15 protein-coding genes are annotated in these 23,166 nt (G+C 72.3%); 3 read left to right on the top strand and 12 right to left on the bottom strand.

Annotated features, from left to right (window positions below; genetic code table 11):
- The first annotated feature begins 150 nt into the window (after positions 1–150).
- Positions 151–894, top strand: coding sequence for a transcriptional repressor LexA (gene lexA / locus FH609_RS09255; protein WP_139666948.1), 744 nt, complete (start codon positions 151–153; stop codon positions 892–894).
- A gap of 45 nt (positions 895–939) precedes the next feature.
- On the opposite strand, the gene FH609_RS09250 is transcribed toward lexA, so the two are convergent.
- From FH609_RS09250 to FH609_RS09235, 4 genes are all read right to left on the bottom strand, one after another.
- Positions 940–2,982 (bottom strand): ATP-dependent DNA helicase, encoded by a 2,043-nt coding sequence (locus FH609_RS09250; protein WP_139666949.1) that lies wholly within the window; start codon positions 2,980–2,982, stop codon positions 940–942.
- Between the two features lie 55 nt (positions 2,983–3,037).
- On the bottom strand, positions 3,038–4,810 hold the full coding sequence (locus FH609_RS09245; protein ID WP_139667042.1) for an IucA/IucC family protein: 1,773 nt from the start codon (positions 4,808–4,810) through the stop codon (positions 3,038–3,040).
- A 144-nt stretch (positions 4,811–4,954) separates the two neighbouring features.
- Positions 4,955–5,578, bottom strand: coding sequence for a GNAT family N-acetyltransferase (locus FH609_RS09240; RefSeq protein ID WP_139666950.1), 624 nt, complete (start codon positions 5,576–5,578; stop codon positions 4,955–4,957).
- Position 5,579: 1 nt separating this feature from the next.
- Positions 5,580–7,544 carry an IucA/IucC family protein gene (locus FH609_RS09235; protein ID WP_139666951.1) on the bottom strand — a complete coding sequence of 655 codons (1,965 nt, stop codon included), beginning with the start codon at positions 7,542–7,544 and terminating at the stop codon, positions 5,580–5,582.
- A 305-nt stretch (positions 7,545–7,849) separates the two neighbouring features.
- Here FH609_RS09235 and FH609_RS09230 point away from each other — a divergent pair, with 305 nt between their 5' ends.
- Positions 7,850–9,067, top strand: a complete 1,218-nt coding sequence (locus tag FH609_RS09230; RefSeq protein WP_139666952.1) for a trypsin-like serine peptidase — start codon at positions 7,850–7,852, stop codon at positions 9,065–9,067.
- Between the two features lie 120 nt (positions 9,068–9,187).
- On the opposite strand, the gene panD is transcribed toward FH609_RS09230, so the two are convergent.
- From panD to FH609_RS09205, 5 genes are all read right to left on the bottom strand, one after another.
- A complete protein-coding gene (panD, locus tag FH609_RS09225) occupies positions 9,188–9,610 on the bottom strand; it encodes an aspartate 1-decarboxylase (RefSeq protein ID WP_122183892.1) in 423 nt (140 codons plus the stop codon).
- Positions 9,611–9,818: 208 nt separating this feature from the next.
- Positions 9,819–12,227 (bottom strand): ATP-binding protein, encoded by a 2,409-nt coding sequence (locus FH609_RS09220; RefSeq protein WP_139666953.1) that lies wholly within the window; start codon positions 12,225–12,227, stop codon positions 9,819–9,821.
- Positions 12,228–12,422: 195 nt separating this feature from the next.
- On the bottom strand, positions 12,423–14,180 hold the full coding sequence (locus FH609_RS09215) for a LuxR family transcriptional regulator (protein ID WP_193317838.1): 1,758 nt from the start codon (positions 14,178–14,180) through the stop codon (positions 12,423–12,425).
- 286 nt (positions 14,181–14,466) lie between these two features.
- Positions 14,467–15,093: a TetR/AcrR family transcriptional regulator gene (locus FH609_RS09210; protein WP_139666955.1), complete on the bottom strand. Its 627-nt coding sequence runs from the start codon at positions 15,091–15,093 to the stop codon at positions 14,467–14,469.
- Between the two features lie 226 nt (positions 15,094–15,319).
- Positions 15,320–15,838, bottom strand: a complete 519-nt coding sequence (locus tag FH609_RS09205; RefSeq protein ID WP_139666956.1) for a pyridoxamine 5'-phosphate oxidase family protein — start codon at positions 15,836–15,838, stop codon at positions 15,320–15,322.
- Positions 15,839–16,340: 502 nt separating this feature from the next.
- On the opposite strand from FH609_RS09205, the gene FH609_RS09200 reads away from it, so the two are divergent.
- On the top strand, positions 16,341–17,531 hold the full coding sequence (locus FH609_RS09200; RefSeq protein WP_139666957.1) for a cytochrome P450: 1,191 nt from the start codon (positions 16,341–16,343) through the stop codon (positions 17,529–17,531).
- Between the two features lie 80 nt (positions 17,532–17,611).
- On the opposite strand, the gene FH609_RS09195 is transcribed toward FH609_RS09200, so the two are convergent.
- The 3 genes from FH609_RS09195 to FH609_RS09185 form a co-directional block, all read right to left on the bottom strand.
- Positions 17,612–17,974: a nuclear transport factor 2 family protein gene (locus tag FH609_RS09195; RefSeq protein ID WP_139666958.1), complete on the bottom strand. Its 363-nt coding sequence runs from the start codon at positions 17,972–17,974 to the stop codon at positions 17,612–17,614.
- A gap of 86 nt (positions 17,975–18,060) precedes the next feature.
- Positions 18,061–19,269 carry a cytochrome P450 family protein gene (locus FH609_RS09190; protein ID WP_139667043.1) on the bottom strand — a complete coding sequence of 403 codons (1,209 nt, stop codon included), beginning with the start codon at positions 19,267–19,269 and terminating at the stop codon, positions 18,061–18,063.
- Positions 19,270–19,274: 5 nt separating this feature from the next.
- Positions 19,275–23,150 carry a type I polyketide synthase gene (locus FH609_RS09185; protein WP_226961553.1) on the bottom strand — a complete coding sequence of 1,292 codons (3,876 nt, stop codon included), beginning with the start codon at positions 23,148–23,150 and terminating at the stop codon, positions 19,275–19,277.
- Between the last annotated feature and the right edge of the window lie 16 nt (positions 23,151–23,166).

The following is a 23,166-nucleotide window of genomic DNA, read 5'->3' as shown; positions in this document are numbered from 1 at the left end:
GGGGACGGGCTACCGTTTGGGACCGATACACCCCCGGTCCGACCCCCGGCACCCGATTACGGATTTTTCACTCGAACGTGTGTTTGGCGCAACCTTTCGATAGCAACTACCGTTGTCTGACTAGGGAGTACCACCTGAGAAGGGGCCTGCATGACCACCGCAGCAGACGACGCCATCACCGCCGCTGAGCGCCGCCAGGACCGGATGGGCACCCCGGGTGCCGGGCGGGCCATGCCCGGTCGCCCCCCGGGGATCAGGGCCGACAGCTCCGGGCTGACCGACCGGCAGCGACGCGTCATCGAGGTCATCCGTGACTCCGTGCAACGACGCGGCTACCCCCCTTCGATGCGGGAGATCGGCCAGGCCGTCGGCCTCTCCAGCACCTCGTCGGTGGCCCACCAGCTGATGGCCCTGGAGCGCAAGGGCTTCCTCCGCCGGGACCCGCACCGCCCCCGCGCCTACGAGGTCAGGGGCGCCGAGACTCCCCCTCCCCCCGCCACGGACACCGCGGGCAAGCCCGCCGCCTCCTATGTGCCGCTCGTCGGCCGGATCGCGGCCGGCGGCCCCATCCTCGCCGAGGAGTCGGTGGAGGACGTCTTCCCCCTTCCCCGCCAACTGGTCGGCGACGGCGAGCTGTTCGTGCTCAAGGTGGTCGGGGACTCCATGATCGAGGCCGCCATCTGCGACGGGGACTGGGTCACGGTCCGCCGCCAGCCCGTCGCGGAGAACGGCGACATCGTGGCGGCGATGCTGGACGGCGAGGCCACGGTCAAGCGCTTCAAGCGCGAGGACGGCCAGGTCTGGCTGCTGCCGCACAACGCGGCCTACCAGCCGATCCCCGGTGACGAGGCCACCATCCTCGGCAAGGTGGTCGCGGTGATGCGCCGGGTCTGAGCGCCCCGGCCGCGCGCCACCCGCTCCCCCCGTTCGGGGAGCCACCTACGCGTCACTCGCCGACGCGGCGGCGCCCCTCGCTGCCGCGTCCGCCGCGTGTGCGGCCTCGATGGCCGCCTGGTCGATGGCCGCCAGGGAGCGCCGCACCTGGTTGCGGTCCGTGGTGTACCAGAAGTCCGGCATCGACGCCCGCAGGAAGCTCCCGTAGCGGGCCCGCTCCAGCCTGGGGTCGAGCACCGCCACGACCCCACGGTCCTCGGTGGAACGCACCAGCCGCCCGGCCCCCTGGGCCATCAGCAGCGCGGCATGGGTCGCGGCCACCGCCATGAAGCCGTTCCCCCCGGCCTCCTCCACGGCCTTCTGCCGGGCGCTGACCAGCGGATCGTCCGGGCGGGGGAACGGCACCCGGTCCATCACCACCAACTGGCAGCTGGGACCCGGCACATCGACCCCCTGCCAGAGGGACAGCGTGCCGAAGAGGCAGGTGCGCGGGTCGTCGGCGAACGTCCTGATCAGCTCGCCCAGCGTCTCCTCGCCCTGGAGGAGGATCGGCAGGTCCAGCCGGCCGCGCAGCTCCTGCGCCGCCGCCTGCGCGCCGCGCATCGAGGAGAAAAGACCGAGCGTCCGCCCGCCGGCCGCCTCCACCAGCTCGGCCAGCTCGTCGAGCATGTCGGCCCTGCTGCCTTCCCGCCCGGGCTGCGAGAGGTGCTTGGCGACATAGAGGATGCCCTGCCTGCGGTAGTCGAACGGGGAGCCCACGTCCAGCCCCCGCCACACCGGCAGCTCCTCGCCCCGCTCCCCCTCGGGCGCCAGCCCCAGCGAGGCGCCGACCCCGTTGAAGTCACCGCCGAGCTTGAGCGTGGCGGAGGTGAGCACCACCGAGCGGTCGGCGAAGAGCTTCTCCCGCAGCAGCCCGGACACCGACAGCGGGGCCACCCGCAGCGAGGCGCCGAAGCGGTCGTGCCGCTCGCACCAGATCACGTCGAACTCCGAGCCGTGGCTCAGCCGTTCGGCGACCGCCTGGACGCTCTCGACGGAGGCCAGCGCCTGCTTGCGCACCGCGTCCTCGTCGGCGACCGAGGCGTCCCTGGTGGAGCCCAGCGCCGTGATCACCGTCCGGGAGGCGTCCCGCAGCGCGGCCACGGCGTACCCCAGGTCCTCGGGCAGCGTCTCCAGCCGCCCCGGCAGGGCCAGCTCCATCAGCCGCTCGAAGCTCTCGGCCGCCGTCTGGAGTTGGTCGGCGGCCTTCTCGTCCACCAGCTTGGCCGCGCGGCGGACCGCGCGGTTCACCCCGCCCGGGGTCAGCTCGCCGGTGGCGACCCCGGTGACCCGGGAGACCAGCTCGTGGGCCTCGTCGACGATCAGCACCTCGTGCCCCGGCAGCACCGGGGCGCCCTCGATGGCGTCGATCGCGAGCAGCGCGTGGTTGGTGACGATGACCTCGGCGAGCTTCGCCCGCTCCCTGGCGGCCTCGGCGAAGCACTCGACGCCGTAGACGCACCGGCTGGCGCCCAGGCACTCGCGCGAGGAGACCGAGACCTGGGACCAGGCCCGGTCGGAGACGCCGGGCGAGAGGTCGTCCCGGTCCCCCGACTCCGTGTCGTCCGCCCACTCGCGCAGCCGCAGCAGGTCCTTGCCCAGCCGGCTGGTCGGCCCGCCCATGGCCTGGGCCGCCTCCAGCGGGTCGAAGAGGCCCTGCTCGTCGTCGCTGGGCACCCCCTCGTGCAGCCGGTGCAGGCAGAGGTAGTTCGACCGGCCCTTGAGCGTGGCGAACTCCGGCCGGCGGCGCAGCAGCGGCCGCAGGGCCTCGACGGTGCGCGGCAGGTCCCGTTCGACGAGCTGCCGTTGGAGCGCCAGGGTGGCCGTGGCGACCACCACGCGGTCGCCCCCGGCGATGGCCGGCACCAGGTATCCGAGCGACTTCCCGGTGCCGGTGCCGGCCTGGATCAGCAGGTGCGAACCGTCCTCGACCGCCTCGGCGACGGCCTCGGCCATGGCGACCTGACCAGGCCGTTCGGTGCCGCCCACGGCGACGACGGCGGCGTGCAACAGCTCGGTGAGGGAGGGCTTCCCTGAGGTGCCAGTCATAGGGCCCCACACCCTACGCCGGGCCACTGACAACGCACCCGCCACGGGGGGCGCATCAGCCAGGGTTGAGCGGGTTGGCGACCGTGCCGAGCACGGCGGCGTGTGGGCGGTTGGACCGGTCGCGATAGCCGTCGAGCTGGAGGCGGTTGCGGTTGAGGCAGAGCCGTTTGATTCTCGGCGTCAGCAGGTCGAAGGTCTCGAAGCGCTGCTTCAGCTCGGGGAAGCGCTGCTGGTAGGCGAGGATCTCGGCGCGGACAAGTGACCAGAAATCGACCTCTGGGACGCCGAGTTGTTCCTCGCAGAGCGGCGCGAGGAAGCGGAAGACGCCGACGAAGAGCCCGGAGTGGATGAACTGGGTGAGGAACGCGGGCGGCTCGGTCAGCAGCACGTCCCTGACCTCGACGGGCATTCCCTCGAACTCGGGCAGCGGCTCGACGCTCAGGTTGACGTCGTCGACGAAGTCCTTGACCGCCAGCCGCGTCGGGACGTCCCGCTCGTCGAAGACGACGAGGGCGTTCTCCCCGTGCGGCGAGAAGACGGTGCCGTAGCGGTAGAGGAAGTGCAGCAGCGGCGGGAGCAGCGCGGCGAAGAGCCGGCGCAGCCACTCCTCGGGCGCCAGTCCCGAGCGCCGCACCAGCTCGGCGGTGAACGAGCGGCCGGTCCGGTCGGTGCTGAGCAGCGAGGCCAACGTGCGGGCGCGCTCCCCCGGTTCCAGGTACTTCTCGATCGGCTCCCGCCAGATACAGCCAAGAAGCTCCCGGTACTGGTAGGGAACGGTGGCCAGCCGGTCGTAGAGCGGATGCTCCACGGTCACCGAGGCCACCTCCCCCAGCAGGATCACCCGGGTCTCCTCGGCGAGGAACGCGTCGGCGTCGCGCAGCCCGAGCACCCAGCCGGTCACCGCGGGCGCCGCCAGGGTGCGTTCGGTGGGCAGGCCCCGCCAGACGAGGGTGTTGAGGATCGACAGCGGCAGCTTGACCGAACGGGCGCGGGGGCGGCTGACGTTGAGGAAGGTGCGGATCGACTGCTGCGGCAGCCGCAGGTCGCCGTCGCTGGGCAGCGGCACGAGGAGGCCGGCCGCGATCTGCGGGGCGTAGAGCGTCGCTATGGACTCGTCCCACTGCCAGGGGTGGACCGGCAGCCAGAGGTAGTCGCCAGGCCGCCGGCCCTGCTCGGCGAGCACTCCGGCGAACGCCCCCCGGGTGGCCTCGGTCAGCTCGTCGGCGTACAGCGAGTCCTCGGCGGCCAGCTCCCCGACGCCGCGGTAGCTGGCCAGCGAACGGTGCACGGCCAGCCAGGGCAACGGTCTCGGGGTGCGGGCCTCGGGGGCCCAGCGGGCGCTGTCGCTGGCGGAGAAGCCGAGGCGGCCCTTGTTGGCGACCAGCCAGGGGTGCCCGGTCTGGTGTCCTTCGAGCGCCGCGTGGTCCAGCTCCACGAGCCGTTCCACGGGCAGTTCGTCGGCGGCGAGGGCCGCGTCGGCGCTGAGCGTCGCGGTCAGCTCGCGGATCAGGTGGCCCGTGGTGTCGCCGGAGAGGCTGAGCAGCGTGTCGTGGGCCGAGGCGATGAACTCCAGCGGATCGGCGGCCGGGGTGATCGAGGCAGGATCGATTCGCCAGTGCCCGTAGGCGCCGCGCCGGGCACGGAAGCGGTAGGTCAACTCCTCGTTGACCGGCAGCTCGTAGCCGCCGGGGTGGCCGTGCTCGGCGTAGGGGGTGATGATCCCCTCGTAGGCGAACTCGGCGAGGAGCTTGGCGAAGAGGGCGCGGGAGACGCGCTCCCAGCGCCGGTCGTCGGCGGGCCGGTCGTCGGCGGGCCGGGGGGCGGGCACGCCGGCGGCGTGGGGGGCCGGCTCGGGTTCGGGGTCGGCCGTCGGTTCGGTGGTCGGTATGGACAACGTTCGCTCCTTCGTCGGGGTTCCGTGAACCGCGCCGCTCTTCGGCGCGGGGGAGGCAGGGGTCGGTCGGCGAACGGGTCAGCGCCGCCTGACCAGCAGCGCGGCGCGCTTGTCCGGCAGTTCCAGCTCCGCCGTCTTCCGGAAGCCGGCGGCCCGGAACGCCGCGATCGACGCGAGGTTGCGCACATCGGGCTCGGCGAGCACCCGCCCACACCCGGGCGCCCGGGCCAGCAGCGCCTGGGCCACCGCGCGCAGCAGCGCCGAGCCGAGGCCGCGCCCCCGGTCCTGGGGCGGGCCGATCGCGAGATGGACGCCCAGGTCGAGGGCGCGGGCGGGGTAGTGCGCCGCGAGCGGGTCCAGGTCGGCGCGGTAGACCTCCCAGTAGCTCATCGGCCGGCCGTCCAGCAGCCCCAGGCACGGCAGGCTGTGGCCGCCCGGCACCAGCTGTCGGCCCAGGTGCTCGGCCGTTCGGTCGGGCGGGCCGGCCAGCTGCCAGAAGGCGTCCACGGCCGGGTCGTTCATCCAGCCGCTGAGCAGCGGCAGGTCGCGCTCGGGCCGCACCGGCTCCAGCCGGAAGCTCCCTGCGACCGTGGCCATCGGGGCCCCCTCGACGAGCGCGGCCAGCGGCGCGACCGGGCCGGCCGGCGGACTGTCCGGGGGCGATGTCGCCTCGGTGGTCACCGTGCGTTCCTCCCCGCGCATCTCAGGCGCCGGTCAGCGGGTTGGCGACGCCGACGTAGACGGACTGGCCGTCCACGGGGCCGGTCAGCTCGTCGAGGCCGCGCAGCCGGGTCAGCAGATTGGCCTTGCAGCGCAGGGTCCCGGCCGTCAACAGGTGGGCCACCAGCGGCGAGACGGGGCCGTCGGAGCGCCGTGACTCCTCGACCAGGAAGGCCCGGAGGACCGTGAGCAGCGCCTCCTCCTCGGCCAGCCCCTGGGCGCCGAACGCGCCGATCAGGCCGAGGACGTTGTTGATGCCCAGGTAGTAGGCGAACCGCTCGTCGGCCACCGCGTCCTGGACGAAGGTGTCCGAGCGCTCGCCGAGCCCCGGCAGCCGGCGCCACAGCGCGGCCCGGCGGGAGGCGCGGAAGTAGTAGCCCTGGTTGTCCCGGTAGCGGCCGCCGGCCGGCCAGCCGTCCTCGTCGAGGACGACCAGCGTGTTCTGCTGGTGCGCCTCCAGCGCGACGCCGGCGTGTGCGTCCAGCCACAGCACCGGACGCACCACGGCCCGCAGATAGCGGCCCAGCCACTCCTCGGCCACGGCCGGTCGCGGGGCGCCGGTGCGGGCGGCGAGGCCGTCGACGATCTCCGCGAGCCGGGAGGAGAGCGCGGCGCCTGGCCGCCCGGGCCGGGGGCGCAGCGCGGTGAGCGCGGCGAGGCAGAGCACGTCGTCGTCGGGGGCGAACGGGCTGTGCCGCAGCAGGGTGTCGAGGCCGGGCACCGGCCGGCCGGCCGTGTCGTTCACCGCCAGCCAGGCCGGGTCACGCACGATGTCGAAGCCGGGGCCGCAGGCGGCGCGCAGCTCGGCGGCCAGCCCCGCCTCCAGCAGGCGGTGCACCTCGACGCCCCGGTGCAGCTCCTTGCGGAGGTTCTCCCGGCGGGAGTTGGTGATCCACAGGCCGAGGGAGAGCTTCACCATCACCTCGGCGCCCGGCCGGTGGACCGTGCGGACCGAGGAGGTCGGGTGCCAGGGCGGCCCGTGCTCGCCCAGGTTGTGCAGGAGCCCTGCGTCGAACAGCTCGGCGACGGCCGGCCGTTGCGCCACCTCCCTGGCCTGCCAGGGGTGGAGCGGCAGCGGAACGGCGCCGGCCGGCACCGGCAGCGGTGCCCCGGCCGCCCGGGCGGCGAGCGCCTCGGCCGGCACCTCGGCGCCGCCCTCCCGCCAGGCGGAGTCGGCGGCCAGCACGGCGCGGTCGACGGCCAGCCAGTGCAGCCGGAACGCGCCGCGCAGCTCGGGCGAGCAGCGCGCCGCCTCGCGCCCCGCGATGCCCTCCAGGCTCTTGGGGTTGGGATGCAGCGGATGTCCGAAGAGGACGGACTGCTCGGCGTCGAGGAACGCGTGGCCGTGGCGCGCGGGCCCCGGTTCGGCCCTGCGGTGCGCGAGGAAGAGTGCGGTGCGCCGCTGGGAGTCGGCCACCCGGCCGACCAGCGCGGCCGTCTCGCCGTCCGGCGGGCCGCCGGCGGCGCCGGCCGCGTGCGCCGCCTCGCGGCCGAGCAGCGCCGCGAGCGTCACCGCGTCCAGGGGCGGGGCGCCGGCGGGGGCCGTCATCAACTCGGGCCGCCCGAAGCGGTGCCAGCCGGTGGCCGACCAGTGGCGCACCGGGACCCGCAGCCCGCTGCCCGACGCGGGCAGCGGCAGCACGAGCACCCGACCGCCTGGCCTGGGCACGCCGGTCTCGCGCACCCAGCAGCGCAGCAGCCCCTCGCAGGCGGCGGCGTCGGCGGCGACCTCGGGGTCGGGGTGCTCCAACGGGTCGGCCTCGCGCGGCCGTTCGCCGCCGGCGTCGGCCGGGCCGGCCGTTTCGGCCGGGCCGGCCGGTGCTCGGCGCGGGGCGTCGTCCGGGGCGTGGCGCGCCTGACGCGGCACCGCCGGCTCCGCGAGCCCGGCCGAGGCCGACCGCGTGGAGTCCTGCTGCGGGCCTCGCTCGGGACGGGGGCGTGCGTTCATCCGGGTGCGGCGCGGCGTTCCCGGCGTCAACCGGGTGGGCGCGCCTCCCTCCTTCGTGCGGACTCTCGGGCCCCGTCGGGCAGTTGACTGGCGCGGCGGCGTACCGCCATCCGTAGTAACGACCGAGTGCCCCGGGGATCACGGGCGGGCAACGGTTTTCTTGGCCGAAAGCCCTCGGAACGCCGGCGGGAACCGGGGACCCGGCTGACGCCGTCCAGATGGTCACCGGCATAGTTGGGGGGCGCCTGCCCGTCAGGTGAACTGCCTAGCCAAGCGAAGAACCACTGCTTCAGGGGGATTGACCCATGTCACCGATACGCCGACGGAGTTCGCGTCGTCGCATCGCGCTGGCGGCGACGGGGATGGCCGCGTGCCTCGCCCTGACCGCCACCGCCTGCAACGGCGACGACGACTCGGGCGACAGCGCGCTGCCCAGCGAGGAGGCGACGCCCGACGAGAACCGCGAACTCCAGGACCTGATCGACAACCTGCCGTTCGAGTTCGACCTGGACGCCTGGTTGGAGGGCGGCTGGGAGGACTGGGACCAGGACACCTGGCTGCGCGAGGTCGGCGACTTCGTCAACCCCATCATCGAGGGCCTGTGGGACGCCGACCGGATGGGCGACGCCGAGGACCCGGACCAGTCGATCGACGACGGTCAGATCGACGAGGACGCCAACGCGCCCGACGCCGACGACCCGATGGACGACCGTGGCATCACGGACATGGAGCCGATGCCGGTCGAGGCCGAGCAGGTCCCGACGCCGTACACGGAGAACGGTGCCCCCATCGGCAAGGTGTTCTTCGACAGCCCGGAGGGCCCGATGGTCTGCTCCGGCACCGTCGTGAAGGACCCGAGGCGGCCCGGCCAGTCCAACCTGGTGGCCACGGCCGGCCACTGCGTCCACGCGGGCGTGGGCGGCGGCTGGTACCGGAACCTGAGCTTCGTTCCCGCCTACAACAACGAGGGCCTGCCGGCGGAGGAGGCGGAGAACGACGCCAACGCCGACTCGGTCTACCCGTACGGCATCTACTGGGCGAACTACGTGTCGACGACCCAGTACTGGATCGACAACGGCACCACCACCGGCGGTGAGGGCGCGCACGGCGACTTCGCGGTCATGCAGGTGGAGCCGGAGGACGGCAGCGGGCGCTCCCTGGAGGAGACGGTCGGCTCGGCCGTGGATATCAACTTCGAGGCCCCGGCGGTCTCCGGCCTGGGGAACGTGACGCTCTACGGCTTCCCGGCCGCCGACCCGTACGACGGCGTGCTGATGTACCGCTGCACCGACACCCCGGGCCGGCTGTCGATCGACCCGACGATGCCCGTCCTGTACTGGGCCGGCTGCACCATGACCGGCGGCTCGTCCGGCGGCCCGTGGCTGCGGCAGGGCGAGGGCGGCGAGGCCGAGCTGGTCTCGGTCAACTCGATCGGCCCGCTGGAGAGTACGTGGCTGGCCGGCCCCCGACTCGACACCGAGGCGCGGGATGTGTACGAGCATGTGAGTTCCCAGGGCGGCTAGGCACCTGGATCTCGGGTCAGTCCCTGACGAGGGGCCGGCGACGCCACGGTGGCGTCGCCGGCCCCTCGGTCGTTCCCGGGTCCGGAACGCGCCGGGCGGCTGCCGGGGCGCGGGCGGTGCTCAGGCGCGGGCGGTGCTGAGGGGGCCGCGCCGGGTGTCGCTGCCGGGCACCGGCTCGGAGGGGTCGGAGCCGAGGGCGACGACGCGGTTGCGCTCGTCGACGTGGACGACGGTGGGCCGGAGCGAGCGGGCCTCGGCGTCGTCGACCTGGGCGTAGCTGATCAGGATGACCAGGTCGCCGGGCTTGACCAGGTGGGCGGCGGCCCCGTTGATCCCTATCACGCCGGAGCCGCGCCGGCCCTCGATCACATAGGTCTCCAGGCGGCTGCCGTTGTCGATGTCGACGATGTGCACCAGCTCGCCGGGGAGCAGGTCGGCGGCCTCCATGAGGTCCGCGTCGACGGTCACCGAGCCGACGTAGTGCAGGTCGGCCTCTGTCACCGTGGCTCGGTGAATCTTCGACTTGAACATGGTTCGCAACATCGGTGCACTCCTGACAGTCGGCTCCCTGCCTGCGTTCGTGCAGGTCAAGGGCTCTTCCCCTACCCTACAACCCGTCGCGTGTCCGAGAACTTCCGCCTCCGGGGCGTCCCGTCCCACGGCCGGGATCAGGGTACGCAACACCCGCCGGCGGTCCGCGTGACGGGTGCCACAGCCACCGAGCCCCAATGGGTCAGGTGGGTCCGGCGGGTCAGGTGGTCACCACCGTCCGAGCCCAGGCCGCGACCTGGGCCCTGGACTGGAGTTCCAGGGTGTCCCGCAGGCGGCAGAGGTCGGCGACCACCGTCCGGGAGGAGACGCCCAGCCGGCTGGCTATCTGGCGGTTGGTGAGCCCTTCGGCGACGAGCAGGGCGATGGTCCGCTGCCGGGGCGGGAGTTGGGATTCGGCGGGGTCCCTGGCGGGCTGCTCGGGCCAGGGCTCACCCAGGGCGAACGCGTGCGCACGGTGCGGGGTCAGCTCCTCCGCCGTGGTGCGGACGACGGCCAGGTCCACCAGTTCCGCTCCCGAGATCGCGTCGTCGCAGACCTGTTCCACCCAGTCGTCCAGCCACTCCCGCTCCGCCACGGGGGAGCGCCGCCGCAGGCTCCGGGCCGCCTCCCGCAGGCGGAGCGCCTGGGAGTGCGCGCCCTGAAGGGCGCTGATCGCGGCGAGGCGGCTCAACGGGCGGTGCAGCAGGGCGGCTTCGGGCGGCACCAGGGAGAGCGCCGCGAGGGTACACGCCTCGGCGTCCACGACGCGGTCGCAGGTCAGCGCGACGTCCGCCGCCGTGTTGAGGGCGTGCGCGGTGGCCAGGGCGTGCGGGGTGTCGGACGCGGCCAGGCTGTGCAGGGCCGCGGAGATCAGCAGCCCGGCGCCGTCCAGGTCGCCGGCGGCCATGCTGGTGGTGGCCAGGTGTTCCAGGCAGGCGGCGGCGTTGAGGGTGTCCTCCGTGCCGACCAGGGAGAGCGCGGTGCGGGCGTGGGTCGTCGCGGCGACGAAGTCGCGGTTGTGGCGTTCACAGGTGGCCAGTTCGATCAGGGCCCGGCCGTGGACGGTGCCGTCGTCCAGGCCGCTGGCCCGGGACACGGCCCGGGCGGCCAGGCCCTGGGCCACCATGACCCGGCCCTGGAGACGTGCGGATGTCGCCATCTCGATGAGCAGCACGGCCTGGTCGGAGGCGGGGGCGGACTGGCGCAGGGCGCGGGTCGCGAGGTGGCGGAAGGTGGCCTCGTCCCCCTTGGTGCACAGGGTGCGGGCCGCCGCCGCGACCAGCAGGGCGTTGCGGGGGTCGTTCCGGCGGTCGGCCCACTCGATCGTCGCCCAGAGGTAGCCGTGCAGCTGGTCGAGTTCGGGGTCTTCGGCCTGGGCGCGCGCGAGCGGCCCGATGCGCCGGGTCGTCGGGTGGAACCTGGCCAGCAGCCAGTCGGCCAGCCGTCCCCAGGTCTCGTCCGTCTCGCCGGCGTCGGCGAGGCGTTCGGCCGCGTAGCGGCGCAGGGACCGGAACGGGTGGAACTCCACCCCGTGGGGCGAGTCCAGCTCGGTGGTGAGCAGCGACTTGGCCTGGAGGCCGGACAGCAGGTCGGTGAGGCCGCTGGCGGAGTCGGCCGGCAGGCCGGCCACCGCGCCGGCGGGGGCGAGGCCGAAGGGGCCGTCGAGCACCGAGAGCCGGCGGAAGAGGGCCTGTTCGGCCGGTTCGAGCGCGGCGTAGCTGGCGTCGAAGACGGCCCGTTGGCTGCTGTGGCGGTCGCTCGCGGTGCGACTGGCCACGGTGAGGAAGGCGGTCGACTCGCGGACGCGGGTGAGGAGTTCGACGACGCTGAGCATCCCGACCCAGCGGGCGGCGAACTCGATGGACAGGGGCAGGCCGTCGAGTTCCGCGCAGAGTTCGGCGATGGCGGTGGCGTTGGCCTGGCTGAGGACGAAGTTCGGGTTGCTGGACGAGGCTCGTTCGACGAAGAGCTGGGCCGCGTCGTAGCGCAGCAGCCCGCGGTGGCCGGCGTTCCGGTCGGCGGGCTCGGGAACGGCTAACGGGCCGACGCCGACGACGACCTCGCCCGGGATGCGCAGTGCCTCGCGGCTGGTGATCCGGACGCACAGGTCGGGGCGGTTCATCAGGAGGTTCTCCACGAGGAACGCCGCCTCGTCCACGCGCTGTTCGCAGTTGTCGAGGACCAGGAGGATCTTCTGGTCGCCGGGGAGCGTCCCGGGCGGGCGTGGGCCGGTGGGTATCGGGTCGAGGACCTCGCCGACCAGGGATTCGAGCCCGGTGCCCGGCTCCAGGCGGTCCACGTCGATCCACAGGACGCGGTCGGGGTTGCCGGTGTGTTCGCACTCGATGTGCCGGGCCGCGAGTCTGCTCTTGCCGGCGCCCGGCGCGCCCGTGAGGGTGACCAGGGGGTGGTCGCGCAGGGCCCGCAGCTGCTCCAACTCCTTGGCGCGGCCGATGAAGCGGTCGAGGTGCAGCGGCACGGTGAGGGGCTTGGGGGCCCATCTGCGGTGGGTTCCCCTCGGCTGGCCCGCCGGGGTGCGGCGGGTGGCGAGCCGCTGCCGGTAGGCCCGCTGGCGGCAGGCGTTGGAGCAGTATCGCTGCCGGCGCTGGGCCTGTGGCGTGGCGGACACCGCGATTCGCGACTCGCAAATGGTGCAGTACACGGCGGTTTGCAGCATCGTTCCCTGCTCTCCCCGGGAATGGACAGGAAGTCGTCACGGAAGTCGGCTCGTCGGGCGGCGAAGGCCCGGGTGGGGGTGGTTTCCTCGGTGGGGACCCCTGGTGCCGCGACCCTGTGGTGGGGCGGTCGGGGTGGACGCGAAGCGTCAGGACGCCTTGGTGTGGGCGGCGATCCAGGCCGCGAGCTGGGTGCGGGATCTGATGCCGAGCTTCGCGTAGATCCGTTTGATGTGGGAGGACACCGTGCTCTCCGCGATGTGCAGATAGGCGGAGATCTGGCGGTTGGACAGTCCCTTGGCGACCTGGACCGCCACCTCGTGTTCGCGGTAGGTGAGGGCCGTCGGCTCGGGCACGAGGGAGCGGTCGCCGCGTTCGACCGCGTAGTCGATGAGCTGCTGTGGGGTGAGGCCCCGGGCGCGTTCCTCGGTGTCCCAGGCGTCGGCCTCGTCGAGTTGGGCGAGGGATGCGGCCTTCGCCTCGTCCAGGTTGCGCGACCACCAGTCGGGGACGCGGGTCGAGGCCCGTCCGGTGTCGCGCAGTTGGGCGGTGGCGGCGAGGAGTGCTACGCAGCGGCGGGCCTGGCCCCGGTCGGCGGCGACCAGGGCGAGCCCCTCGATGGGGTAGCAGATGCTCGGGTCGGTGGCGACGAAGATGCCGAGCGAGGACACCATGAAGGACTCCGCCGCGTCGATCCGGCCGCTGGCGAGTTCGATGGCCCCCAGGACGAAGCGGTAGCTGGCCCGTTGGAAGGGGTTGGCCTCGGCCTCGAACCGTTCGGTGGTGACCGACACCGCGTCGGCGGCCTCCTGGAACTTGCCCAGGCCGACGAGGAACATCGCGTACATGTGGGAGCACACGGCGAGGCTGAACTCGTCGTCCAGCTGCCGCGCCAGGTCCATCGACTCCACGAAGTAGCGCTGGGCGGCGTCGTAGTCGTGGACGGCGGCGTAGGCGTTGGCGAGCGAGTTCAGTGCCCGCACCATGGAGGAGTCCTGCCTGGCCTCGCGGGCGGACTGGACGGCCTCGTACATGGTCTGGAGGATGCGCTGGGAGTCGTCGTCGACCTCGGAGAACCACAGGCCGTGGACGAGGAGGTCGCTGCGGTAGGGCGACCTGGCGTCGCGGGTGAGGGCCCGCTGGATGAGCCGCTTGCCGTCGTGCTGGCGCTCGGTGTGCAGCCACAGGCTGGCCAGCAGGGCGGCCAGTATGTCGTGCCGGTGGTCGTCGCGGGTGTGGTTCCAGGTGAACTCCACTGCGATGGCGAGGTAGTTGACCCGCACCGCGAACCACTCGTTCTCCGCTCTGGACAACATGCAGACGTGGGTGAGCCGTTCGGCGCGGGACCACAGCCATTCGACGAGTGCCCGGTGGGCCGGGAAGTAGTCCTGGTTCTCCCTGAGGCGCTCGATGCCGTGGGCGACGGCCGCTTCGGACTGCCGGAAGTAGATCTTCTCGGAGTCGCTGTGCCGGCGGCGGATGAGTGTTCTGCTCTCCAGCGTGTTCAGCGCGGCCAGCACGGATTCGTCGCTCAGATTCCGGTCGACGCAGACCGCGACGACCGCTTCGGGGTCGAACTCCGTGCCCAGCACGGCTATTCGACTCATCACGGTTCTTTCGCGGTGACTGAGCTTGCTGTAACACCAGTCGAGGGCGAGGTTCATCGGGTCGATACGGGACTTACCGGCCCTGTTGCCCCGGCTCTGCCGTCCCACCGGGCCGGCCAGGGCGAGGAGTTCCTCGTGCGTTTCCCTCAGGCGCGACGGCATGATCTGGGTCGCGACGAGTTCTATGGCCGGGAGGTGGTTCCCGAGAAGTTCGCACAGCCGGGCGCCGTGGCGCACTTCCTCGTAGCTGGGCCAGAATTCCGGCCCACGGCCGAAGAGGGCGGCCACGAGGAGCGACACGGCTCTTCTGTTGCCGCTGTCGGAACGGTCCGGTTCCTGAAGCCAGCCACTGCCCCGTCGTCCGGGTGCTATGTCGCCCCGTATCGCACCATCGCCAGCCCAACCCATACCAACCCCCGTATTCGCCAACTTGTTTCACGTGCTTGGTCATTCACCAGACGGTCTTGGCGCGCACCGTCTTGTGAGGTTCGGCCCCTGTTGTGCGGTCGTGGGGCGATTCTGTCAGCAACTCCGCCAGTGGAGCTGTCCGTTACCGTGCCGGGAGTCGTGTCGGGGACTCCGCGGCTCAGGAGGGCGACGGCTCGTTACGGGTGCGCAAACCTTCGAGCAGGAGTTCGAGCAGCTGGTCGGCGTGCTGCTCCCCGTCCGGGGCCCGCTGGGCGGCGGACGCGATGGTGTGCGCGAAGGTGAGGAGGTCGTCGGCCCTGAGGTCGGGACGGATGCCGCCGTCGGCCTGGGCCCGCGCGAGCAGCGGCGTGGACGCGCCCTCCAGGGCCAGATGGCACTGGTTCAGGAAGACCTCGGAGACGGTGGAACGCTGGCCGGCGGCGAGCGCGGCGGCGAGGCCCCTGCGCATGGTCAGCCTGATCAGCTTGCGCAGCCAGGCGGTGAACGCCTGCGTCGACTCCGGCTCGGCCAGCAGGCTCTCCGCCTCCTGGCACAGCACCTCGATGCGCTCCCAGAAGACCGCGGCCATGAGGGCGTCGCGGTTGGGGAAGTGGCGGTAGAGCGTTCCCGAGCCGAGCCCGGCGCGGCGGACCACGTCGTCGAGCGGGACGTCCGTGCCCTGCTCGTCGAAGAGTTCGTCGGCCGCGGCGACCAGGCGGTCGTAGTTGCGTCGCGCGTCCGCCCGGGAGGGGCGGGTCGGGGTGAACGGCGGAGCGACGGGCCGGGCAGGTCCGGTGGCCGGCATCGGCGCCTCCTGTTCTGAAAATCGGAGATCCGTCCCCGTATCATACTCTCCTAAGCGGGGAGATGCCCCCGATTTCTTCACCGGGGGTACCCGGCGTGGTCGGTCGGGGTGGGAGCCGCACTCGGGGGCGTGGCACGCGCAGTGCCTCCGGACCGGCGCGACCCAAGGCCGCGCCCGCCGGAGGCACTTCACTCTGTTCCTGTCTCGTTCCCTGCCCCGGTGCGTGCTAGGCCGGGAAGTCCCAGCGCGTCGCCGTGTCGAACTGGGGGGCTATCCAGCCGAGGACCTTGGTCGGGGTGATCTTGAAGCCGGGGCCGCCATAGCCCTCCAGCGTGAAGACGCCCTCGTCCGTGGCGTTGGTGCTGTGGTTGTAGCGCTCCAGGTAGCCGTCGGAGATGCGCTGGAGGTTCTCCTTGCCGTAGAGGCGGTCGCAGCGCCCCTCGACGATCACGACCTCCTCACCGCTCTCCGTGTGGAGCACGACCTCCTGGTCGGCCTCGATGTAGGGCACCGAACGGTTGGTGGTCGAGAACCAGAAGCCGCCGTCCTGCCAGAAGCCCCAGACGGGCCGGACGTGCGGGCGGCCCTCCAGCGCGTTGGTCGCGATCCAGAACGTCGTGGCCTCCCGCAGCCTCTTGTGTGCCCATTCCCATTCGAGGAGCGGGCCCGAGGCATAGTGGCTGAAAATCCATCCCGGTTTCGCCTCGGGAACGATGTCCTTGTGCACAAGCTCTGGCGTCGCCATGTATTACGCTCCTCCACGCTCTGCGGACGGGATGCCGCTCGGTCCGGGCTCAACCCTAGCCAGGCGGCGCCTCCCGCCGACAACCCCTAAGAATCCACAGCAGGACGGGGGCGGCTGGCGGGCCTTTACATATCCGGGAAATCCCGATAGGACTTTCCCGGGGTCAGGGAGCGGCTCGAATTCCCGGGACCATGGTGGCGCGGCACCCCCCTGTGCCCGCCGGATGTCCCCGCACCCAGAACCCCCGGCCGGCCCGGCGTTCCCCCGCGCAGGGCCGGCCTTCTGGTGCGGCGGGACCGTCGGGCGGGGCGGTACCTCGCGGCGACCCGGCAGGCGGACTCCCCCTTGCCACAGGGTCGTTGTGCGGTTTCCTAGGGGTTGCCGATCTCCGGGGTCGGCATAACCTGACTGACAGAACGTCAACAGGGCTTATACCCGTTCCACTTTCCCGCCGTCGAGGACGTATTCCGCACAGCGCGATGCGCGCCTGGAGGAATCTTTCATGGTCGCTGAACCCATCAAGTACCCGCTCGAAGAGGACGGCCCACCCCGGCTCAACCCCGAATACGCCGAGCTGCGCGAGAAATGTCCCGTCTCCCGGGCGCAGATGCCGTATGGCGAAGAGGCGTGGTTCACCACGAAGTACAGCGATTTCAAGGCCGCCATGACGGACCCCCGGCTCAGCCGCGCCCTCGCGCACGAGAGCGACGAGCCCCGGGTGTTCCCGATCATGCCGGACATCAACATCATGCGGATGGACCCGCCGGAGCACGGCCGGCTGCGGAAGGTCGTGGCGCGCGGCTTCACCGAGCGCCGGACCATGCAACTGCGCCCGCAGATCCAGCAGATCGTGGACGAGCTGCTGGACGCGATGGAGGACGCCGGCCCGCCGGCCAACCTGGTGACCGCGTTCGGCACCCCGCTGCCGGCCATCGTGATCGCGCTGATCCTGGGCGTTCCCGTCGAGGACAGGCCGCTGTTCACGGAGTGGTCCAAGGCCATGATCGCCACGACGTCTATGCCGCCGGAGCAGATCCAGGACTACCTCCAGAAGCAGCACGACTATGTGAGCCAGATGGTCGAGGACCGGATCAAGCAGCCGCGCGAGGATCTGATCAGCGACCTCACCGCCGCCTACCAGGCGGACGACAGCATCACCAAGGAGGAGCTGGTCGGCCTCGGCATGTTCCTGCTCGCGACCGGGCACGGCAGCACCGCCAACCAGATCTCGTACGGGACGTATGTGCTGATGACGTTCCCCGAGGAGATGGCCAGGCTGGCCGCCGACCCGAGCCTCGCCAGGACGGCGGTGGACGAGCTGCTGCGCTATGCCGTCAACGACGAGGCGGCCATCTTCTCCCGGTACGCGAAGGAGGACGTCGAGGTCGGCGGCCAGGTCGTGCGCGCCGGCGAGGCGATCCTGCCGTGCCGGGTCGCGGCCAACTACGACCCCGAGGTCTTCGAGGAGCCCGAGCGGCTGAACATCGCCCGGCACCCCAACCCCCATGTGACGTTCGGGGCGGGGCCGCACTACTGCCCCGGGGCGGGGCTGTCCCGCGCGCAGATGCAGATCGCGTTCGAGTCGCTGTTCCGCCGCTTCCCCACCCTCCAGCCGGCGATGCCGCTGGAGGACCTCCAGTGGAAGGGCGGGCAGCTCAACCGCATGTTCGACGAGCTGCTGGTGACCTGGTGAGAAGCCACTGACAGAGCGTCCCCCCAGGAGAGCGCCCCGGCCGCTGCGGCGGCCGGGGCGCTCTCCTCTTCTCTTCGCGGTCACGCCTTCCGGAACACGTCCTTGACCAGGATCTTCCCGTCGCGCAGGGTGAAGAGGTCGATGCCGCGCTCGATGACGTCGCCGCCGATCTTGCGCAACGACCACTCGACGACGGCCTGTTCGCCTCCGGTCAGGAAGACGGGCTTCTCGAAGACGCCCTCCAGGCCCTGGGCGGTGATCTGGTGGGACAGCTCGTTCATCTTCTCGATGTGCTCGCGTATCTCCTGCTTGTTGAGGGTGGTGCCGGGGCCGTCGCCCTCCGGCAGAATCCACACGCCGTCGTCGGCGAAGCACTCCCAGGCCCCGTCGAGGTCTTCCTTGGCGCCGAGTTCGAAGAAGCGGCTCACCACGTTGTCGGACATCTGCCGTCGCTCCCTTGTCAGGTTGGTGCTGCGGGTTGGTGTTACGGGTTGGTGTTGTCGGGTTGGTGCGGGGTGGGTGCGGGGGGTCAGCTCAGGCGGACCGGGAGGCGCTCCAGCGTGCGGAACTGGAGGCTGTCGCGCCAGCGCAGCGACTCCTGGTCGACCGCCAACCGCCAGGTGGGGAACCGGGCCAGCAGCCGGCTGAGCGCGATCTCCCCCTCCATCCGGGCCAGCGGCGCGCCCAGGCAGTGGTGGATGCCGTGCCCGAACGCGAGGTGGCTGTTGGCGGTGCGGGTGGTGTCGAGCGCGTCGGGCTCGCTGAACCGGGCGCCGTCGCGGTTGGCGGCCGCCAGGGAGATGAAGACGATGTCGTCCCGGGGGATGGTCAGTCCTTCGACCTCGACCGGCTCCAGGGTGTAGCGGACGGTGGCGAGGTTGAGCGGGCTCTCGTAGCGGAGGAACTCCTCGACGGCCGCCGGGATGGCGCGGGGCTGGGACCGCAGCCGCGCCTGCTGCTCCGGGTCCGCCAGCAGCGCGTAGACCGAGTTGCTGAGCATACTCGCCGTGGTCTCGTAGCCCGCGTTCATCACCAGGAAGATGGTGGACAGCAACTCGCCGTCGTCGAGCCGCTGTTGACCGTCGTCGGCCTGGAGCAGCGCGCTGACCAGGTCGTCGCCGGGCGTCTCCCGCTTGTACGCGATGAAGTCCCGCAGGTAGGAGCTGGCCGCGACATGGGCCGCCATCTTGTCCTGCATGGTGGCGGTGACACTGGTCAGGGTGGCGTTCCAGGAACGGAAGTCGTCGCGCTGTTCGCCGGGGATGCCGAGGAGTTCGCCGATGACGGTGATCGGCAGGGGCAGCGACAGCGCGTCCACCAGGTCGACGTCCTCACCCGGCGGGATGGCGTCGAGCAGTCGGTCCGTGGCCCGTTCGATCCTGGGCCGCAGCTGCTGGACGCGGCGCATGGTGAACGCCTTGCCCATGATGCGCCGCAGCCGGGTGTGGTCCGGCGGGTCGCTGAAGAGCATACTTTTGAAGTTGGCGAGCTGTACGGGTTCGGCGCTGACCTTGTTGCGCTCGACGATGCGCGGCAGCTCTCCGGCGTCCTTGGACAGCCGGGGGTCGGCCAGCAGCGAACGGGCCGCCTCGTAACGGGTCACCACCCAGGCGTGCAGCTCGGTGGTGAGCGTCTTCACCACCACCCGGTGGGCCGGCGCCTCGGTGCGCATGTCCTGGTAGACCGCATACGGCTCCTGGGTGAACTCCGGGCTCAGCAAGTCCACCACGCTCGACATTCCGCTCACGCGGTTCCCTCCTCTTTCATCCTGTGGCTCCCTTGGTCGGCCAGCCAGCGCAGGACCGGACGGGCGGTCGACGCGGCGGACTCCTGGATCATGGACAGATGGTCGGCGGCCGGCACCTCGACGGCGGTGTGCGGGACGGGCCAGGCCGGCCGCAGGTGCGCGGCCACGGGCTGCCCCGCGCGGGGGCCGGCGGGCACGTGGCGTTCCGCCGTGAGTTGCAATGTCGGCGCCTGCGCGGCGACCGGGCGCCAGCCGGCGAAGAGCCGCAGATAGCGGGCCATCGCGGTGAGTTGGGCGTCGGTGATGCGCCCGAAGCGCTCCGGGTCGATCGTGTGGTCGCCGCCCAGCAGGGTCCCCTGCACGTCGGCGAGGCCCTCGCTGCCCGGCAGATGGGAGTCCAGCAGCACCACCCCGCGCACCGTCTCGCCGGCGCGGGCCAGCCGCTCGGCGACGGCCTGGGCGACCCAGCCGCCGGAGGAGTAGCCGACCAGGACCGCGTCCCGGCCGTCGGCGCAGCGGCGGGCGGCCTCGGCCCGTTCGGCGATGAGTGCTTCGAGCGAGGCGGGCAGCGGCTCGCCGTCCTCGAACCCGGGGTGCGGCAGCACCGAGAGGGGGTAGGCGTCGCGGAACGGGGCGGCGAAGCGGGCGAACTGGAAGGCGTTCGAGGGCGCGACCACCGAGGGGAAGCAGACGAGGGCGGGGGCCGCCGGGTCGTCGGTGCGGCTGAACGGAACGGGGGCGGGGACCGGGCGGCCCGGGGCGCCTTCCGCGCGGGTGTCCCTGAGTCGGGCCGCCGACTCCAGGAGGTCGAGTCCGGCCGCCATCCGCCCCTCGGCGCAGGCGGCGCGGAAGAGCTGCCGCAGCCCGGGTTCGGCGGCGTCGGGGTCGTGCGCGCCGCTCTCCCGGGGCGGCGGCGCGCCTGGCTCGTCGAGGTCGAGGAGGTGGAGGAGGTGCTTGGCGAGGAGCCTCGGCGCCGGGTGCCCGAAGAGTTCGTCGGGCGCCAGCGGCAGGCCGGTGGCCGCCCTGAGGCGTTGGCACAGCTCCACCACGGTCAGGGAGTCGAATCCCAGCTCGGCGAAGAGCCCGTCCGGGTGCGCCTCCTCGTCCGGCGCGTAGTCCAGGACGGCCGCGACCTCGGCGCACACCCCCGCCAGCAGCGTGGCCTCCCGCTCCTCGCGCGGGACGCTCACGAGGCGCTGCCGCAGCGGGAAGGCGCGCTCCGGCGAGGGGTCGCCGTCGTCGGACGCGGCGGCGCGGCCCGCGCCGGGGGCGAGGGAGGGCTGAACGCCGTCGATCCAGTAGCGCCTGCGTTGGAAGGGGTAGGTCGGCAGGTCGACGGCGCGGGCGCCCGAACCGTCGTAGAGGGCTTGCCAGTTGACGGTCCCGCCGGTGGCCCACAGGCGGGCGAGAGCGGTGACGGCGGTCGCGGGTTCGTCGCGGTCGCGGCGCAGCATCGGGACACAACCGGGGACGAGGGAGGAGAGGGCGGCGTCGGGGCCGACCTCGACGAAGCGGCTCACGCCCAGCTCGGTGGCGGCCTGAACGCCGTCGTGGAAGCGGACCGCTTCGCGGACATGCCGCACCCAGTACTCGGGGTCGGTGACGTCCGAGACCATGGGAATGATCGGCTCGTTGAAGGTGACGTTCGCGAGGACCTGGCGGAAGTCGTCGAGCATCGGGTCCATCAGGGAGGAGTGGAAGGCGTGGCTGACCTTCAGCCGCTTGACCTTCTTTCCTTCGGCTTCGAAGCGGGCGGCGATCTCCAGCACGGCCGCCTCTTCGCCCGAAATGACCACGGCCTCCGGGCCGTTGACCGCCGCGAGAGAGACCTCATCGGACAGCAGCTCGGCGACCGCCGACTCGGGCACATTGAGGGCCACCATCGCGCCGCCCGGCGGGAGCTGTCCCATCAACCGGCCGCGCGCCGCCACGATCTTGGCGGCGTCCTCCAGCGACCACACCCCCGCCACGTGGGCGGCGGCCAACTCGCCGATGGAGTGGCCGACCAGCGCATCCGGCGTGACACCCCAGGACTCCAACAGCCGGTACAGCGCCACCTCACACGCGAAGATCGCCGGCTGCGCCCGGGCGGTGTCGTTCAGGGTTTCCGCCGGGCCCTCGAACATCACCTTCCGCAGCGGGCCGTCAAACGCGGCGCAGATCTCGTCGAGGGCGGAAGCGAAGACCGGGTAGGCGGCGGACAACTCCCGCCCCATCCCGACCCGTTGCGAACCCTGGCCCGAGAAGACCAGGCCGGTGCCGCCCGTTGCGGCGGTGCCCCGGGCGATCTCGCGCCCGCCGACGAGCACCGCCCGGTGCTCGAACGCCGAACGGGTGGCGGCAAGGGACCAGCCGACATCCACCGCGTTCTCGACGGCGCACCGCTCCAGGCCGGCCAGTTGACCGCTCAGCGCTTCCGGTGAACGCCCGGAGACCACCCACGGCACCACCGGCAACGCCCCCGGCGCAGGCAGGGCTTCGGCCGCCGGCGCCTCCTCGACGATCACATGCGCGTTCGTTCCACTCGCCCCGAACGCCGACACCCCGGCCCGCCGGACCCGGCCCTCCTGCGGGGCCCACTCCCGCGACTCCCGCAACAGCTCCACCGCACCCGAGCCCCAGTCCACCTGCGGCGTCGGCTCGTCCACATGCAGGGTGCGCGGCAGGACGCCGTTGCGCAGCGCCATCACCATCTTGATCACGCCCGCCACGCCCGCAGCCGCCTGCGCATGGCCGATGTTGGACTTCAACGACCCCAGCCACAGCGGCCGTTCGGCGTCCCGCCCCCGCCCATAGGTGGCGAGCAGCGCCTGTGCCTCGATCGGGTCGCCCAGCCGGGTGCCCGTGCCGTGCGCCTCCACCGCGTCGACGTCCGAGGCGGTCAGCCCGGCGCTGGCGAGGGCCTGGCGGATGACGCGCTGCTGCGACGGGCCGTTCGGGGCGGTCAGGCCGTTGGACGCGCCGTCCTGGTTGACCGCGCTGCCCCGCACCACAGCCAACACCCGATGTCCCAGCCGCCGGGCATCCGACAGCCGCTCGACCACCAACACGCCCACGCCGTCGGAGAACCCGGTGCCGTCCGCGTCGGCCGAGAAGGCGCGGCACCGGCCGTCGGGCGAGAGGCCACGTTGTCGGCTGAAGACCTGCAACATGCCGGGGGTCGCCATGACGGTGGCACCGCCGGCCAGGGCGAGGGAGCACTCGCCGGCCCGCAGGGCCTGCGCCGCCAGGTGCAGCGCGACCAGCGACGAGGAGCACGCCGTGTCCACCGTCACCGCCGGGCCCTCAAGCCCGAACGTGTAGGAGATCCGGCCGCTGACGACGCTGCCGACGTTCGCGGTCAGAAAGTAGCCCTCCATGCCCTCCGGGCTGCTTTTCAGCAGCTCGCCGTAGTCCTGCATACTGTTGCCGAGGAACACGCCGGTGCGGCTGCCACGCAGCCGTTGCGGGTCGAGGCCCGCGCGTTCCAGCGCCTCCCAGCACGTCTCCAGCAGCAGCCGCTGCTGCGGGTCCATCGCCAGCGCCTCGCGCGGCGAGATCCCGAAGAAGCGGGGGTCGAACTCGCCGGCGCCGCGCAGGAATCCGCCTTCCCTGGCGTAGACGGTGCCCCACCGGTCGGGGTCCGGGTCGTAGAGCCCGTCCAGGTCCCAGCCCCGGTCGGTGGGGAAGGTCGAGATGGCGTCGGTGCCGTCGACCAGCAGCCGCCACAGCGCCTCCGGGCTGTCGGCGGCGCCCGGGTAGCGGCAGGCCATGCCGACGATCGCGACGGGCTCGGCGGTGCGGGACTCCAGGTCACGGATGCGCTTGCGCGCCTGGACCAGATCGGCGGCGACCCACTTCAGGTAGTCGCGGAGCTTGGCCTCGGTGTCCAGGGGCGCGGATTCGGCC

Source organism: Streptomyces sp. 3MP-14 (genome assembly GCF_006334905.2).
GTDB lineage: Bacteria > Actinomycetota > Actinomycetes > Streptomycetales > Streptomycetaceae > Streptomyces > Streptomyces triticirhizae.
The sequence above is the reverse complement of the archived record's forward strand: the minus strand, read 5'-3'. Positions and strand labels throughout refer to the sequence as shown.